Origin of the sequence: Enterobacter ludwigii (assembly GCA_023023105.1) — a bacterium.
Taxonomy (GTDB): Bacteria; Pseudomonadota; Gammaproteobacteria; order Enterobacterales; family Enterobacteriaceae; genus Enterobacter; species Enterobacter adelaidei.
Genome location: CP083824.1, coordinates 4,138,334 through 4,153,807 on the forward strand (window position 1 = coordinate 4,138,334; position 15,474 = coordinate 4,153,807).

A 15,474-nucleotide genomic window follows, 5' to 3' on the forward strand; every position below is an offset into this window, starting at 1 on the left:
TGAATTGCTGCCGTCTGGTTGAAAAAAGGGGCCATCAGGCCCCCTTTTCTGAAACTCGCAAGACTTAGCGACGCAGACCCAGACGCTCGATCAGCGCGGTGTAGCGTGCAACATCTTTACGTTTCAGGTAGTCGAGCAGTTTACGACGCTGAGAAACCATGCGCAGCAGACCACGACGGCTGTGGTGATCTTTTTTGTGCTCTGCAAAGTGACCCTGCAGGTGGTTAATCTGTGCAGTCAGCAGTGCAACCTGAACTTCGGTAGAACCGCTGTCGTTAGTACCACGACCAAACTCAGAAACGATTTTAGCTTTAGCTTCAACGCTTAGAGACATTTTAAAACTCCAAAGTATAAAGAATGTAAGGATGCCGATCTCTAATTCAGCAATCCAATGTACGCCCCGCAAATTGTTAAACAATTTACCAGACGTTAAGCGGCAATATTCTACTCGCCTCCCCAGCTTATCGCAAGGTGAGCCGTTATCGCCGTCACGCTTCTACCGGGTATTCGACGACCAGACGGCGCGGCGCAACGCGCCCTTCACCATCCATTTCGCCCATCCCAATAAACTTGCCTTCATCACCTTCAGTCACGCGTACCAGACCTTCCAGCGGCGCATCAGCCGTACGAACGGGGTTTCCGTTCTTAAAGTAAACGGACGATGTTAAAGGAAGATTAACAACAGGGAAGTCCGCTGCCGGACTGTCCATTGGCATCAGCAATGGATCCAGTAAATCTGCCGGAGCAATCCCCTGGGCTTCAGCCTGTTCAACCAACGCGCGAAGATGTTCAAGGGTCACCATCCGCTCTACTGGATACTTACTCACCGCAAGGCGGCGCAGGTAGATAACATGCGCGCCACAGCCCAGTTTTTCACCGAGATCGTCGATGATGGTACGAATATAGGTGCCTTTCGAACAGTGTACTTCCAGCTCCAGCTCATCCCCTTCGTGGCGAATAAACAGCAGTTCATACACAGTTATGGGACGGGCTTCACGCGGGACTTCAATGCCCTGGCGCGCATATTCGTAGAGTTTTTTTCCCTGATATTTCAGCGCCGAATACATCGACGGCACCTGCATCGTGTCCCCACGGAAGCTCTCCAGCGCAGCATCAAGCTGTTCCGCGCTGAATGTCACCGGACGCTCTTCTACCACCTGACCATCCGCGTCGGAAGTATCCGTACGCTGTCCTAGTCTGGCGATAACGCGGTAACGCTTATCGGAGTCGAGCAGGTACTGGGAAAACTTTGTCGCCTCCCCCAGGCAAACCGGCAGCATACCGGTTGCCAGAGGGTCCAGCGCACCCGTGTGGCCCGCACGGTTGGCGTTAAAAATACGCTTAACTTTTTGCAGCACGTCGTTGCTGGAAGCGCCCTGGGGTTTATCCAGCAGCAGCACACCATGCACGTCGCGACCACGACGACGAGGACGACTCATTAGTCCTCCTTGCTGTCGTCCGCTGGGTTAACACGACGTTCGTCGTCATGTTTCACCACGCTGGTTACCAGGTTAGACATACGCATACCTTCGACCAGCGAGTTGTCGTAGAAGAAGGTCAGCTCAGGCACGATACGCAGACGCATCGCTTTACCAAGCAGAGAGCGGATGAAACCAGAGGCTTCCTGAAGGGCTTTGATACCGTTTTTAACTGCGGCTTCATCCTGATCGTTCAGGAAAGTCACGAACACTTTGGCATACGCCAGGTCACGGGACATTTCTACGCCAGACACGGTGGTCATCATACCCACGCGAGGGTCTTTAATTTCACGTTGCAGAATGAGGGCGATCTCTTTCTGCATTTCCTGCGCTACGCGCTGAGGGCGACCAAATTCTTTCGCCATAATAAATTCTCCAGACAAAAAAGGGGCTAAAGCCCCTTTTTTAAATTATTGCCGGGTGGCGCGAGGCGATCCCGGCCTACAATCGGTCATTAAGCGATGGTACGCTGAATTTCGATGATCTCGAACACTTCGATCATATCGCCAACGCGAACGTCGTTGTAGTTCTTCACGCCGATACCACATTCCATACCGTTACGGACTTCGTTCACGTCATCTTTGAAGCGGCGCAGAGATTCCAGCTCGCCTTCATAGATAACCACGTTGTCGCGCAGGACACGGATTGGGTTGTGACGCTTGATGATACCTTCGGTAACCATACAGCCCGCGATCGCACCGAATTTCGGTGATTTGAACACGTCACGTACTTCAGCCAGACCGATGATCTGCTGTTTCAGCTCAGGAGACAGCATACCGCTCATCGCAGCTTTCACTTCGTCGATCAGGTTATAGATGACGGAGTAGTAACGCAGATCCAGGCTTTCCGCTTCGATCACGCGGCGAGCAGAAGCATCAGCACGCACGTTGAAGCCAACCAGGATGGCGTTGGACGCTGCAGCCAGGGTTGCGTCAGTTTCGGTGATACCACCTACACCAGAACCGATGATCTTCACTTTAACTTCGTCGGTGGACAGTTTCAGCAAGGAGTCGGAGATCGCTTCCACAGAACCCTGAACGTCGGCTTTCAGAACAACGTTCACTTCGTGAACTTCGCCCTCGGTCATGTTGGCAAACATGTTCTCGAGTTTAGATTTCTGCTGACGAGCCAGTTTAACTTCACGGAATTTGCCCTGACGATACAGTGCAACTTCACGCGCTTTCTTCTCGTCACGCACAACGGTCACTTCATCACCGGCAGCCGGAACACCGGACAGACCCAGGATTTCCACTGGAATGGACGGACCTGCTTCCAGGACCTCCTGACCCAGTTCGTTACGCATCGCACGAACACGACCGTATTCGAAACCACACAGGACGATATCGCCTTTATGCAGCGTACCTTCGCGAACCAGAACGGTAGCTACAGGGCCACGGCCTTTATCCAGGAAGGATTCGATAACAGCGCCGCTCGCCATACCGTTACGGATCGCTTTCAGTTCCAGAACTTCAGCCTGCAGCAGGATCGCGTCCAGCAGCTCGTCGATACCAGTACCTGCTTTCGCAGACACGTGTACGAACTGGCTTTCACCGCCCCACTCTTCTGGCATGATGCCGTACTGGGACAGTTCGTTTTTAACACGATCCGGATCCGCTTCTGGCTTATCGATCTTGTTCACTGCAACCACGACCGGCACACCCGCCGCTTTCGCGTGCTGGATAGCTTCGATAGTCTGTGGCATAACGCCATCGTCAGCAGCAACAACCAGAACAACGATATCTGTCGCCTGAGCACCACGAGCACGCATTGAGGTAAACGCGGCGTGGCCTGGGGTATCCAGGAAGGTGATCATACCGTTGTCAGTTTCTACGTGGTAAGCACCGATGTGCTGGGTAATACCACCCGCTTCACCGGAGGCCACTTTCGTAGAACGAATGTAGTCGAGCAGAGAGGTTTTACCGTGGTCAACGTGACCCATGATGGTCACCACTGGCGCACGCGGTTCAGCCGCTGCACCGGTGTCACGGTCGCTCATTACCGCTTCTTCCAGCTCGTTTTCACGACGCAGGATAACTTTGTGGCCCATCTCTTCGGCAACCAGCTGTGCGGTTTCCTGGTCGATAACCTGGTTGATGGTCGCCATTGCGCCCAGCTTCATCATCGCTTTGATGACCTGAGAGCCTTTAACTGCCATCTTGTTCGCCAGATCGCCAACGGTGATGGTTTCGCCAATCACAACGTCACGGTTAACGGCCTGAGCTGGCTTCTGGAAGCCCTGCTGCAGAGAAGAACCTTTACGCTGTTTGCCACCTTTACCACCACGTACCGCTGCACGCGCTTCTTCACGGTCAGCTTTAGACTCGGCGTGTTTATTGCCTTTTTTCGCCGGACGCGCTGCTTTCGCATTGCGACCACGACCACGACCGCCTTCAACTTCACGGTCGTTATCATCTTCAGCCTGACGTGCGTGCTGAGAAGTGGTCACGTGATAGTCGCTGGTATCTTCAGACTGCTCAGCGGTATCAACACCGTTCTTCTCGTTTTCTTCTGCCATACGACGTGCTTCTTCAGCCACACGACGTGCTTCTTCTTCCAGCTTACGACGGGCTTCTTCTTCCGCTTTACGCTTCAGCTCGGCAGCTTCATTTTCACGGCGGGCTTTTTCAGCCTGGGCGGTTTTGGTCATTTCGTCTGTCTGTTGATTGCTCACTTTGTCTTTTTCCGCAGCGTCACGCTTCACTTTATCACTTGCGTCGCGTTTCGCTTTTTCTGCGGCCTCACGTTCAGCTTTTAATTCTGCTTCACGTTTAGCGGTTGCTTCCGCCTCACGCTGAGCTTGTTCTTCCGCTTCACGCTGTGCCTGCTCTTCCGCGGCAAGGCGTTCTGCCTCTTGCGGATCACGTTTTACAAAGGTGCGCGTCTTGCGGACTTCAATTTGTACCGATTTGCTTTTGCCGCCGGTACCTGGGATGTTTAACGTGCTACGCGTTTTGCGTTGCAGCGTTAACTTGTCAGGCGTCGAACCGTGTTCACGGTTCAGATGCGTTAACAAGGTTTGTTTTTCTTGCGCGGTCACCGAGTCATCAGCGGACTTCGGGATCCCTGCATCAGCAAATTGCTGTACCAGGCGGTCCACGGAGGTCTGAATCTCAGCAGCCAGCGATTTTACAGTTACATCAGTCATGCTGTTCCTTCCTGCTACAGTTTATTACGCTTCGTCGCCGAACCAGCAAATATTACGTGCGGCCATGATGAGCTCGCCGGCTTTCTCGTCGGTTAAACCTTCGATATCAGCCAGGTCATCAACGCCTTGCTCAGCGAGATCTTCCAGCGTACAAACACCACGGGCAGCCAGCTTGAACGCAATCGCACGATCAAGACCTTCCAGATTCAGCAGGTCATCAGCCGGCTTCTTATCGCCAAGGCTTTCTTCCTGAGCCAGTGCCAGGGTGGTCAGTGCGTTTTTAGCGCGTTCACGCAGGGCTTCAACGGTTGGCTCATCCAGACCGTCAATTTCCAGCAGCTCTTTCATTGGCACATAGGCCAGTTCTTCCAGCGTAGAGAAACCTTCTTCAACCAGAACAGTGGCGAAATCTTCGTCAATATCCAGGTACTTCGTGAAGGTATCGATCGCCGCGTGGGCTTCAGCCTGATGCTTAGCCTGCAGGTCATCAACGGTCATGACGTTGAGTTCCCAGCCGCTCAGCTGTGACGCCAGGCGAACGTTCTGACCATTACGGCCGATTGCCTGAGCCAGGTTGCCCGCTTCAACAGCGATATCCATGGTGTGTTTATCTTCGTCAACAACGATAGACGCCACATCAGCTGGAGCCATTGCGTTGATCACGAACTGCGCCGGGTTATCGTCCCACAGAACGATATCAATACGCTCGCCGCCAAGCTCAGTAGAGACAGCCTGAACACGCGCACCACGCATACCGACGCAAGCACCGACTGGGTCGATACGCTTGTCGTTGGTTTTCACCGCAATTTTCGCACGAGAGCCCGGATCGCGAGCCGCTGCTTTAATCTCGATAACTTCTTCGCCGATTTCCGGTACTTCGATACGGAACAGTTCAACCAGCATTTCTGGTTTAGAACGGGTCACGAACAGCTGTGCACCACGCGCTTCAGGACGCACGGCATACAGAACACCGCGAATACGGTCACCTGGACGGAAGTTTTCACGCGGCAGCATATCTTCACGCAGAATTACCGCTTCAGCGTTACCCGGCATCCCTTCGGATTTGATTTCCAGAGAGATGTTGTCGCGGTTCACTTTCTTCACCACGCCAGTAATGATTTCGCCTTCCTGATCGCGGAACTGGTCAACAACCAGCGCGCGCTCGGCTTCACGCACTTTCTGCACGATAACCTGTTTCGCGGTTTGGGTCGTGATACGGTCGAAAGTCACAGATTCAATCTGATCTTCAACGTATTCACCCACGTTCAGACTTTCGTCTTCAAAACGTGCCGCTTCCAGGGTGATCTCTTTGGTCGGCTGGGTCACTTCTTCAACGATTACCCAACGACGGAATGTATCGAAGTCACCGCTTTTACGATCGATTTCTACGCGAACATCGATCTCTTGCTCGTATTTTTTCTTGGTTGCTGTAGCCAGTGCACTTTCCAGCGCTTCGAAAATCTTCTCACGCGGCAGTGATTTCTCATTGGAGACGGCTTCAACAACAGCCAAAATTTCTTTGTTCATCGCGGGCTTTTCACCTCAATCCAGACTGTTAAAAGTGGGGAACCAGGTTCGCCTTCTGGATATTACTCAGCGCGAACACTTCATCTTTGCCTTCGACTGTTACCGTGATCATTTCACCATCAACGGCTTTGATAATTCCCTGCCATTTACGGCGGTTCTGTACGGCCATACGCAGAACGAGAGCCACTTCTTCACCGGTAAAACGCACATAGTGTTCGGCCGTGAACATCGGGCGATCGAGGCCAGGTGAGGAAACTTCCAGGTTGTACGCAACGGTAATCGGGTCTTCAACATCAAGAACCGCACTCACCTGGTGGCTAACATCAGCACAATCATCAACATTGATGCCATCTTCACTATCAATATAGATGCGCAGCGTCGATGTACGGCCGCGAACGAATTCGATGCCGACCAGTTCGTAGCCCAGTGCTTCGACCGGTGCAGTAATCATCTCTGTTAATTTTTGCTCTAATGTGGACAAGCCCACCCCCAAGACATAAAAAAAGGGCGTAAAGCCCAGTTATTCTGTAGTCAGATAACAAAAAACCCCGATAAATCGGGGCTTTAGATAACTGAACCCTATAGCCACAACTGTGGCCTGGAGCACTCTCCGAAAGAATTTTTTCAAATCCAGCTACGAAGGCTCTAAGTCTTCACAGTATATTTGAAAAAGAACTTTATGGGAAAGTGGTTGCGGGGGCCGGATTTGAACCGACGACCTTCGGGTTATGAGCCCGACGAGCTACCAGGCTGCTCCACCCCGCGCCTGAAACGTGGCAAATTCTACGCGTTTTGGACAGAATTTGCAAATAATGCTGGGATTTGGTACCGAAGACGGGACGTAAAATCGGCGTTCAGTATATTGATAGTTGACCCCACCTGTCAAGGCGACTTCAGTCAGAGCAATCAGACCAAAATTTTTACAAAAAACGCAGGAGTCTCTTTCGGTCATCGACAAAAGATGATTAAATGAATACTCACTTATCTTGCATAAAAATGCACAGATAGCGAAAGCGGTCTCTAATCAGTCAATCAAGCAGGGTTTTATTATATGACGACGATTCTCAAGCATCTTCCGGTAGGACAACGTATTGGCATCGCTTTCTCAGGCGGCCTGGATACCAGCGCTGCACTGCTGTGGATGCGTCAGAAGGGAGCGGTTCCGTATGCATATACTGCGAACCTCGGTCAGCCAGATGAGGAAGATTATGATGCGATCCCTCGTCGTGCCATGGAATATGGCGCAGAGAACGCACGTCTGATTGACTGCCGTAAGCAACTGGTCGCTGAAGGTATCGCGGCTATTCAGTGCGGTGCGTTCCATAATACCACCGGCGGCCTGACCTATTTCAACACCACTCCACTGGGCCGCGCTGTGACCGGAACGATGCTGGTTGCGGCCATGAAAGAAGATGGTGTGAACATCTGGGGTGACGGTAGCACCTATAAAGGCAACGATATCGAACGTTTCTATCGTTATGGTCTGCTGACGAACGCTGAACTGCAGATCTACAAGCCGTGGCTGGATACTGACTTCATCGACGAGCTGGGTGGCCGTCATGAGATGTCCGAATTCATGATCGCATGTGGTTTTGACTACAAGATGTCAGTCGAGAAAGCCTATTCCACCGACTCAAACATGCTGGGTGCGACGCACGAAGCGAAAGACCTGGAGTTCCTGAATTCCAGCGTGAAGATCGTTAACCCAATCATGGGTGTGAAGTTCTGGGACGAAAACGTCAAAATCCAGGCGGAAGAAGTGACCGTGCGTTTCGAACGTGGTCATCCGGTTGCGCTGAACGGCAAAACCTTCTCTGACGATGTTGAGCTGATGCTGGAAGCAAACCGTATCGGTGGTCGTCACGGTCTGGGCATGAGCGATCAGATTGAAAACCGTATCATTGAAGCGAAAAGCCGTGGCATCTATGAAGCTCCGGGGATGGCGCTGCTGCATATCGCATACGAGCGTCTGCTGACCGGTATTCACAACGAAGATACCATTGAGCAGTATCACTCTCATGGCCGTCAACTGGGTAAACTGCTGTATCAGGGCCGCTGGTTCGATCCGCAGGCACTGATGCTGCGTGATTCCCTGCAACGTTGGGTTGCAAGTGCAATCACTGGTGAAGTTACGCTGGAACTGCGTCGCGGTAACGACTACTCCATCCTGAACACCGTGTCTGACAACCTGACTTACAAAGCAGAACGTCTGACCATGGAGAAAGGGGAATCTGTGTTCTCTCCGGACGATCGTATTGGCCAGTTAACCATGCGTAACCTGGACATCACCGATACCCGTGCGAAGCTGTTTAACTATGTTGAGAATGGCCTGCTCTCTGCCAGTTCCGGTAATGGTCTGCCACAGGTTGAAAACCTGGAGCACAGCGATAAGAAGTAATCGCTGACAAGAAATGCAAAAGGCGTCCGATGGACGCCTTTTTTATGTCTGTTAATCCACAGACGAAAAAAAAGACGTCTTTCGACGTCTTTTTTCTGGAATATTGGTACCGAGGATGGGACTCGAACCCACAAGCCCGTTAGGGCACTACCACCTCAAGGTAGCGTGTCTACCAATTCCACCACCTCGGTACAGAATACTTAGTGCGGGATATCGCTGGTCGGCTTAGCCGGAGCAGCTGGTTGAGTTTGCTCAGTTTTTGCTGGCGCGCTCAGATTTTCCCACTCGCTTCCTTTGCTGGTCTTGTTGCTGTTGATATTGCCAAGTACCAGACTGATGATGAAGAACAGCGTAGCCAGAATCGCCGTTGTGCGGGTCATGAAGTTCGCAGAACCACTTGAACCGAACAGCGTACCGGAAGCGCCTGCTCCGAAGGAGGCTCCCATATCAGCGCCTTTACCTTGCTGCAGCATAATCAGCGCTACGAGAGCGATGGCTACAATAAGGAAAACAACTAAAAGAGCTTCGTACATAATCAACCTGTTCCTTGCGGATTTGCCGCATACCAATGCTTCGACCAATTAGCAGGATTTTTGTTTCCCACTGAAGCGGGTGTGAATACTAACCAAAGCGAATGACCTTCGCAAGGGCATTTTTGACGCATTGTATCAACTGCGGAAAAAAACAGCAAAAAGCCATTAATTGCTCAAAACAAAGGCGACAAAAGCCGCCTTTTTAAACATTTAGCGTGCAAGATTATGCAGCTTTTACGGCATCCGCGATACGGTGCGCAAATTCATTAACCTGCGCTTCGTCTTCACCTTCCACCATGACGCGAATCAGTGGTTCAGTACCAGACTTACGCAACAGTACGCGTCCACGGTTGCCCAGGGCAGCTTCAACATCAGCCATCACCGCTTTCACGTTATCATTTTCCAACGGATCGCCTTTACCGGCGGTAAACCGCACGTTCACCAGGATCTGTGGGAACATTTTCATACCGCTGCAGAGATCGTGCAGGCTCATATGGTTGCGCGCCATGGCAGCAACCACCTGCAGTGCGGCGACAATACCGTCACCGGTGGTGGTTTTGTCGAGCAGAATCACGTGACCGGAGTTCTCTGCGCCAATTCGCCAGCCCTTCTCCTGCAGTTTTTCCAGCACATAGCGGTCGCCAACTTTCGCACGAACAAACGGAATACCAAGCTGTTTAAGTGCCAGTTCCAGGCCCATGTTACTCATTAAGGTACCGACTGCGCCGCCGCGCAACTGACCCTGACGCAAACCTTCACGCGCGATGATATACAGGATCTGGTCACCATCGACCTTATTGCCTTCGTGGTCGACCATGATCACGCGGTCACCGTCGCCGTCCAGCGCAATACCCAGATCGGCTTTTTCCGCCAGCACACGCGCCTGCAGGGCACGAACGTCTGTCGCTCCGACCTGCTCGTTAATGTTCAGACCATCCGGCTCACACCCAATGGTAATCACTTTTGCGCCCAATTCACGAAAGACATTCGGGGCAATGTGGTAGGTCGCACCGTTTGCGCAGTCCACCACAATTTTGAGATGTGCCAGACTCAGCTCGTTCGGGAATGTCCCTTTGCAGAATTCGATATAACGACCCGCCGCATCGACGATACGGTTAGCTTTACCCAGTTCTGCGGAATCGACACAGGTGATCTCTTTTTCCATTTCGGCTTCGATGGCCTCTTCCACTTCATCCGGCAACTTGGTGCCATCAATGGAGAAGAACTTGATACCGTTGTCATAGAACGGGTTGTGTGACGCCGAAATAACAATCCCCGCTTCTGCACGGAAAGTACGCGTCAGGTACGCGACTGCAGGTGTTGGCATTGGGCCAGTAAAGGAAGCGGATAGCCCGGCAGCCGCAAGACCAGCTTCCAGCGCGGATTCCAGCATATAGCCCGAAATACGGGTGTCTTTACCGATAATGATCTTACGGGAGCCATGACGCGCCAGTACCTTGCCAGCAGCCCAGCCAAGCTTCAGGACAAAATCAGGAGTGATTGGAGCATCGCCTACACGCCCACGGATACCATCGGTACCAAAATATTTACGATTACTCATAGCGTTTGTTTTCCTTCGCTGCCAGTGTGGCTTCCACCACACGCATGGCTTCTACTGTTTCTTTGACGTCATGGACACGGATAATGTGCGCACCTTGCATCGCCGCAATCACCGCGCAGGCCAGACTACCACTCAGGCGTTCCCCTGGCCCCACATTCAGTAACTGACCAATCATCGACTTTCTCGACATCCCCACCAGCAGCGGCAGGTTAAAGTGATGAAATTCCGATAAGCGCGCAAGCAATGCATAATTGTGGGAGAGATTTTTACCGAAACCGAACCCCGGGTCGAGCAGCAATTTCTCTTTTGCGATACCTGCACGTTCGCAGCGAGCAATATGCTCAATAAAGAAGCGATTCACATCGGCATACACATCATCATACTTTGGCGCTTCCTGCATGGTTCTCGGTTGCCCTTGCATATGCATCAGGCAAACCGGCAAGCCGGTTTCCGCAGCGGCTTCAAGTGCGCCAGGTTCGGTAAGCGAACGGATATCATTGATAATGTGAGCACCTACTCTCGCCACTTCACGAATCACTTCTGGCTTGGATGTATCAACAGAGATCCAGACCTCAAATCGCTGTGCTATCGCTTCCACCACCGGTACTACGCGCGCCAGCTCTTCTTCCACAGAAACGTCCGCCGCACCAGGACGCGTCGATTCGCCGCCAACGTCAATGATCGTTGCACCTGCATTGATCATTAAATTTGCGTGCTTAACCGCCTCGATGAGCGTGTTATGCGTACCACCGTCGGAGAAGGAATCAGGGGTAACATTCAGGATCCCCATCACATGGGGATGTGAGAGGTCGAGATGCGAGTCCTGAGCGAATAGTTTCATGGCAAAATCCCTGGTATTTTCAAGGTTAAACAGAAAAGAAAAACCCCGGAGCAAGCTCCAGGGTTTGAGGTACAGACAAACGCTTCAACAGCAGTGACTTACTTATCGCCCAACTGTTCTGACATGGTGTTGCCCGGGTTTGGCGTACGCGGTTCATCAACCGGACGCGGCGCACGCGGGGTGCCATTGTTGTCAGAATTGTTGGAAGCACCTGGGTCTTCCCAGCCTGCTGGCGGACGCACTTCGCGGCGGGCCATCAGGTCGTCAATCTGCGGAGCATCAATGGTCTCATATTTCATGAGCGCATCTTTCATCGAATGCAGAATGTCCATATTGTCGTTCAGGATCTGACGTGCGCGACCGTAGTTACGTTCAATCAGCGCTTTCACTTCCTGGTCGATGATACGTGCAGTCTCATCGGACATATGTTTCGCTTTTGCCACAGAACGACCCAGGAATACTTCACCCTCTTCCTCTGCATACAGCAGTGGACCGAGTTTGTCAGAGAAGCCCCACTGAGTCACCATGTTACGCGCCAGGTTTGTCGCGACTTTAATGTCGTTAGACGCACCGGTAGAAACATGTTCCGCACCGTAGATAATCTCTTCCGCCAGACGACCGCCGTACAGGGTAGAAATCTGACTTTCCAGTTTCTGACGGCTGGCACTGATCGCGTCACCTTCAGGCAGGAAGAAGGTCACACCCAGCGCTCGACCGCGCGGAATAATCGTTACTTTATGCACCGGATCGTGTTCCGGTACCAGGCGGCCGATAATCGCGTGACCCGCTTCGTGGTACGCCGTGGACTCTTTCTGCGCTTCGGTCATCACCATGGAGCGACGTTCCGCACCCATCATGATTTTGTCTTTCGCTTTCTCGAACTCCACCATCGACACAACACGCTTGTTACCGCGAGCGGCAAACAGTGCTGCTTCGTTGACCAGGTTAGCCAGGTCCGCACCGGAGAAGCCCGGGGTACCGCGCGCAATAATTGCCGCGTCGATATCTGGCGCCAGCGGTACGCGACGCATATGGACTTTCAGAATCTGTTCACGACCGCGAACATCTGGCAGACCCACCACAACCTGACGGTCGAAACGGCCTGGACGCAGCAGCGCAGGGTCAAGTACGTCAGGACGGTTAGTCGCCGCGATAACGATGATACCTTCGTTACCTTCGAAACCGTCCATCTCAACCAGCATCTGGTTCAGCGTTTGTTCACGTTCATCGTGACCGCCACCCAGACCCGCGCCACGCTGGCGGCCAACGGCGTCGATTTCATCGATGAAGATAATGCACGGTGCCGCCTTCTTAGCCTGCTCAAACATGTCACGCACACGAGATGCACCGACACCCACGAACATTTCTACGAAGTCAGAACCCGAAATGGTAAAGAACGGCACCTTCGCTTCACCCGCGATAGCTTTCGCCAGCAGGGTTTTACCGGTACCCGGAGGGCCAACCATCAGGACGCCTTTCGGGATCTTACCGCCCAGTTTCTGGAAACGGCTCGGCTCGCGCAGGTATTCAACCAGTTCACCGACCTCTTCTTTCGCTTCGTCGCACCCGGCAACATCAGCGAACGTGGTCTTGATCTGGTCTTCCGTCAGCATACGCGCCTTGCTCTTACCGAACGACATGGCACCTTTGCCACCGCCGCCCTGCATCTGACGCATAAAGAAGATCCAAACGCCGATAAGAAGCAGCATCGGGAACCAGGAAATGAAGATAGAAGCCAGCAGGCTTGGTTCTTCTGGCGGCTCACCTACCACCTTGACGTTTTTAGTCAGAAGGTTATCAAGCAGCTTAGGATCGTTCACCGGGATGTAAGTCGTGTAACGGTTACTATCTTTCTTGGTAACGTTGATCTCACGTCCGTTGATACGCGCTTCGCGAACCTGGTCCTGATTGACCTCCTGCAGGAAGGTAGAATAATCCACCTTGCGGCCATTCGACTCGCTGGGCCCAAAGCTCTGGAATACTGACATCAGCACAACGGCAATGACCAGCCAGAGAATTAGGTTTTTCGCCATGTCACTCAAGGGATTAACCTCACATTACAACTGTGTTAAAAACAGCGTCAGGATACTCTATATCCAGTTTCATTCAAACTTTCGCCTGAAATCCACCGGTTATCATTTTCGCCCGGTCGCTACAATATACACTTCACGGGAACGCGCCCGGGAAGAGTCCGGTTTACGAACTTTGACCTTCGCAAACAGGGAGCGAATTTCCTTAAGATACTCCTCGAAACCTTCGCCCTGAAACACCTTCACAACAAAACTACCACCAGGCGCTAGTACATCACGACACATTTCTAACGCTAGCTCCACCAGATACATGGCGCGGGGGATATCCACCGCCGGTGTTCCACACATATTTGGTGCCATATCCGACATGACAACCTGGACCTTACTATCACCAACACGATCAAGTAACGCTTTCAGCACTAATTCATCACGAAAATCGCCCTGAAGGAAGTCGACACCGACGATGGGATCCATTGGTAAAAGATCGCACGCGATGATTCGGCCGGTTCCGCCGATCTGCGTTACCGCATACTGGGACCATCCGCCAGGTGCCGCACCGAGGTCAACAACCGTCATCCCCGGCTTAAAAAGTTTGTCACTTTGCTGTATTTCATCAAGTTTAAACCAGGCGCGGGATCGCAACCCCTTTTTCTGCGCCTGTTGAACATATTTATCGCTAAAGTGTTCCTGAAGCCAGCGGCTGGAGCTGGCAGAACGCTTTTTACCTGTCATTTAACATTTCCGTCCTGGTTCATCGTTGCTTGCCTGTGACGTAAATTTCTACGCAGCTATTTGGCGATATAAGGGAGATGGCGGTAGAATGAACCGTTTTCAATCCCAACGTAAGCAAAAATATACGATGAATCTGAGTACTAAACAAAAACAGCACCTTAAAGGTCTGGCACATCCGCTCAAGCCTGTAGTCATGCTTGGCAACAATGGTTTGACCGAAGGGGTGCTTGCCGAGATTGAACAAGCGCTGGAACACCACGAGCTGATCAAGGTGAAAATCGCCTCTGAAGACAGAGACACTAAAAACCTGATCGTGGAAGCCATCGTGCGCGAAACCGGCGCCTGTAATGTACAGGTCATCGGTAAAACGCTGGTGCTCTACCGCCCATCTAAAGAGCGTAAAATCTCGCTGCCACGCTAAGGATATCCTGAATCGAACACATTTACTGTGTAAAACGAGGGATTTCTGTCAGCAAGTGAGCAAAATGCCACGCTCCTTGAGTTGATAAAAGGCCGCTACGCGGCCTTTTTCTTTTCTTTACAATGTATCAACATCTTAGCAGAGAGGCGAATTACAGGTACTCGACCTTGATAATTTCGTACTCCACTTCACCACCTGGGGTGCGGATAGTCACAACATCATCCTGCTCTTTGCCAATCAGGCCGCGAGCAATTGGCGAGTTCACCGAAATCAGGTTCTGTTTAAAATCGGCTTCATCATCGCCCACGATGCGGTAAGTCTGCTCTTCGTCGCTGTCCAGGTTCAGCACAGTAACGCTTGAGCCGAAGATCACGCGGCCATTATTTGGCATTTTTGTGATGTCGATAACCTGCGCATTAGACAGCTTGGCTTCGATATCTTTAATACGCCCTTCGCAAAAGCCCTGCTGTTCACGCGCCGCATGATATTCAGCATTCTCCTTCAGGTCGCCATGCTCACGCGCTTCCGCGATAGCGGCGATAATTTCAGGGCGGCGAACGGATTTCAGGAAATCCAGCTCTTCGCGCAGTTTTTCGGCACCACGTAAGGTCATCGGAATAGCTTGCATTTGTTATACCTCTTAAACATTCCTGTTGGGAGCAGTGTTCCCTGCCCCAGCCGCATTAGCAGGCCAGAAGCAAAAAGAAAACCGACCCGGGGTCAGGCCCCAGGTCAGCAGCAATTTTCAATTTGATACGCATTTTACCCCGAAGTTCACTATGGGTCATCGTTTACTTTGCAGTGCTAT

At 52.0% G+C, this 15,474-nt stretch carries 14 protein-coding genes and 2 tRNA genes; 2 read left to right on the forward strand and 14 right to left on the reverse strand.

Features of this window, described 5'->3' with window-relative positions:
• Window positions 1-64 precede the first annotated feature (64 nt).
• The 7 genes from rpsO to LCD46_20040 all read right to left on the reverse strand — a co-directional run bounded on the left by rpsO (window position 65) and on the right by LCD46_20040 (window position 6,915).
• Entirely contained in the window at window positions 65-334 is a 270-nt protein-coding gene (gene rpsO / locus LCD46_20010; GenBank protein ID UOY70290.1) for a 30S ribosomal protein S15, read from the reverse strand.
• 154 nt (window positions 335-488) lie between these two features.
• On the reverse strand, window positions 489-1,439 hold the full coding sequence (truB, locus tag LCD46_20015; GenBank protein UOY70291.1) for a tRNA pseudouridine(55) synthase TruB: 951 nt from the start codon (window positions 1,437-1,439) through the stop codon (window positions 489-491).
• Entirely contained in the window at window positions 1,439-1,843 is a 405-nt protein-coding gene (gene rbfA / locus LCD46_20020) for a 30S ribosome-binding factor RbfA (protein UOY70292.1), read from the reverse strand. Before rbfA ends, truB begins: the two co-directional genes overlap by 1 nt.
• Before the next feature lie 89 nt (window positions 1,844-1,932).
• Window positions 1,933-4,623, reverse strand: coding sequence for a translation initiation factor IF-2 (gene infB, locus LCD46_20025; GenBank protein ID UOY70293.1), 2,691 nt, complete (start codon window positions 4,621-4,623; stop codon window positions 1,933-1,935).
• A gap of 24 nt (window positions 4,624-4,647) precedes the next feature.
• Window positions 4,648-6,150 carry a transcription termination factor NusA gene (gene nusA, locus LCD46_20030; protein UOY70294.1) on the reverse strand — a complete coding sequence of 501 codons (1,503 nt, stop codon included), beginning with the start codon at window positions 6,148-6,150 and terminating at the stop codon, window positions 4,648-4,650.
• Between the two features lie 28 nt (window positions 6,151-6,178).
• Window positions 6,179-6,631 (reverse strand): ribosome maturation factor RimP, encoded by a 453-nt coding sequence (rimP, locus tag LCD46_20035; GenBank protein UOY70295.1) that lies wholly within the window; start codon window positions 6,629-6,631, stop codon window positions 6,179-6,181.
• 207 nt (window positions 6,632-6,838) lie between these two features.
• A tRNA-Met gene (locus tag LCD46_20040) sits at window positions 6,839-6,915 on the reverse strand.
• 286 nt (window positions 6,916-7,201) lie between these two features.
• Between LCD46_20040 and argG the strand changes: the two genes are divergently transcribed.
• Window positions 7,202-8,548, forward strand: coding sequence for an argininosuccinate synthase (gene argG, locus LCD46_20045; protein UOY70296.1), 1,347 nt, complete (start codon window positions 7,202-7,204; stop codon window positions 8,546-8,548).
• A 104-nt stretch (window positions 8,549-8,652) separates the two neighbouring features.
• Here argG and LCD46_20050 read toward each other — a convergent pair.
• The 6 genes from LCD46_20050 to rlmE all read right to left on the reverse strand — a co-directional run bounded on the left by LCD46_20050 (window position 8,653) and on the right by rlmE (window position 14,245).
• Window positions 8,653-8,739: transfer RNA gene (locus LCD46_20050), tRNA-Leu, on the reverse strand.
• Window positions 8,740-8,748: 9 nt separating this feature from the next.
• On the reverse strand, window positions 8,749-9,081 hold the full coding sequence (gene secG / locus LCD46_20055) for a preprotein translocase subunit SecG (GenBank protein UOY70297.1): 333 nt from the start codon (window positions 9,079-9,081) through the stop codon (window positions 8,749-8,751).
• 223 nt (window positions 9,082-9,304) lie between these two features.
• The gene (glmM, locus tag LCD46_20060; protein ID UOY70298.1) at window positions 9,305-10,642 is read right to left on the reverse strand and encodes a phosphoglucosamine mutase; all 1,338 of its coding nucleotides are present in this window, start codon (window positions 10,640-10,642) and stop codon (window positions 9,305-9,307) included.
• Window positions 10,635-11,483, reverse strand: a complete 849-nt coding sequence (gene folP / locus LCD46_20065; GenBank protein ID UOY70299.1) for a dihydropteroate synthase — start codon at window positions 11,481-11,483, stop codon at window positions 10,635-10,637. Before folP ends, glmM begins: the two co-directional genes overlap by 8 nt.
• Before the next feature lie 98 nt (window positions 11,484-11,581).
• Window positions 11,582-13,516: an ATP-dependent zinc metalloprotease FtsH gene (ftsH, locus tag LCD46_20070; GenBank protein UOY70300.1), complete on the reverse strand. Its 1,935-nt coding sequence runs from the start codon at window positions 13,514-13,516 to the stop codon at window positions 11,582-11,584.
• 102 nt (window positions 13,517-13,618) lie between these two features.
• Window positions 13,619-14,245 carry a 23S rRNA (uridine(2552)-2'-O)-methyltransferase RlmE gene (gene rlmE, locus LCD46_20075; protein ID UOY70301.1) on the reverse strand — a complete coding sequence of 209 codons (627 nt, stop codon included), beginning with the start codon at window positions 14,243-14,245 and terminating at the stop codon, window positions 13,619-13,621.
• A gap of 127 nt (window positions 14,246-14,372) precedes the next feature.
• Here rlmE and yhbY point away from each other — a divergent pair, with 127 nt between their 5' ends.
• Window positions 14,373-14,666, forward strand: a complete 294-nt coding sequence (gene yhbY, locus LCD46_20080) for a ribosome assembly RNA-binding protein YhbY (protein UOY73012.1) — start codon at window positions 14,373-14,375, stop codon at window positions 14,664-14,666.
• Between the two features lie 151 nt (window positions 14,667-14,817).
• On the opposite strand, the gene greA is transcribed toward yhbY, so the two are convergent.
• Window positions 14,818-15,294, reverse strand: a complete 477-nt coding sequence (gene greA, locus LCD46_20085; GenBank protein ID UOY70302.1) for a transcription elongation factor GreA — start codon at window positions 15,292-15,294, stop codon at window positions 14,818-14,820.
• Between the last annotated feature and the right edge of the window lie 180 nt (window positions 15,295-15,474).

Excerpts from the sequence above, each read along its gene's own strand:
- nusA (UOY70294.1), bottom strand. The coding sequence starts at position 6,150 with ATGAACAAAGAAATTTTGGCTGTTGTTGAAGCCGTCTCCAATGAGAAA.
- greA (UOY70302.1), bottom strand. The coding sequence starts at position 15,294 with ATGCAAGCTATTCCGATGACCTTACGTGGTGCCGAAAAACTGCGCGAA.
- ftsH (UOY70300.1), bottom strand. The coding sequence starts at position 13,516 with ATGGCGAAAAACCTAATTCTCTGGCTGGTCATTGCCGTTGTGCTGATG.
- infB (UOY70293.1), bottom strand. The coding sequence starts at position 4,623 with ATGACTGATGTAACTGTAAAATCGCTGGCTGCTGAGATTCAGACCTCC.
- secG (UOY70297.1), bottom strand. The coding sequence starts at position 9,081 with ATGTACGAAGCTCTTTTAGTTGTTTTCCTTATTGTAGCCATCGCTCTC.
- yhbY (UOY73012.1), top strand. The coding sequence starts at position 14,373 with ATGAATCTGAGTACTAAACAAAAACAGCACCTTAAAGGTCTGGCACAT.
- rlmE (UOY70301.1), bottom strand. The coding sequence starts at position 14,245 with ATGACAGGTAAAAAGCGTTCTGCCAGCTCCAGCCGCTGGCTTCAGGAA.
- rpsO (UOY70290.1), bottom strand. The coding sequence starts at position 334 with ATGTCTCTAAGCGTTGAAGCTAAAGCTAAAATCGTTTCTGAGTTTGGT.
- truB (UOY70291.1), bottom strand. The coding sequence starts at position 1,439 with ATGAGTCGTCCTCGTCGTCGTGGTCGCGACGTGCATGGTGTGCTGCTG.
- argG (UOY70296.1), top strand. The coding sequence starts at position 7,202 with ATGACGACGATTCTCAAGCATCTTCCGGTAGGACAACGTATTGGCATC.
- folP (UOY70299.1), bottom strand. The coding sequence starts at position 11,483 with ATGAAACTATTCGCTCAGGACTCGCATCTCGACCTCTCACATCCCCAT.
- rbfA (UOY70292.1), bottom strand. The coding sequence starts at position 1,843 with ATGGCGAAAGAATTTGGTCGCCCTCAGCGCGTAGCGCAGGAAATGCAG.
- glmM (UOY70298.1), bottom strand. The coding sequence starts at position 10,642 with ATGAGTAATCGTAAATATTTTGGTACCGATGGTATCCGTGGGCGTGTA.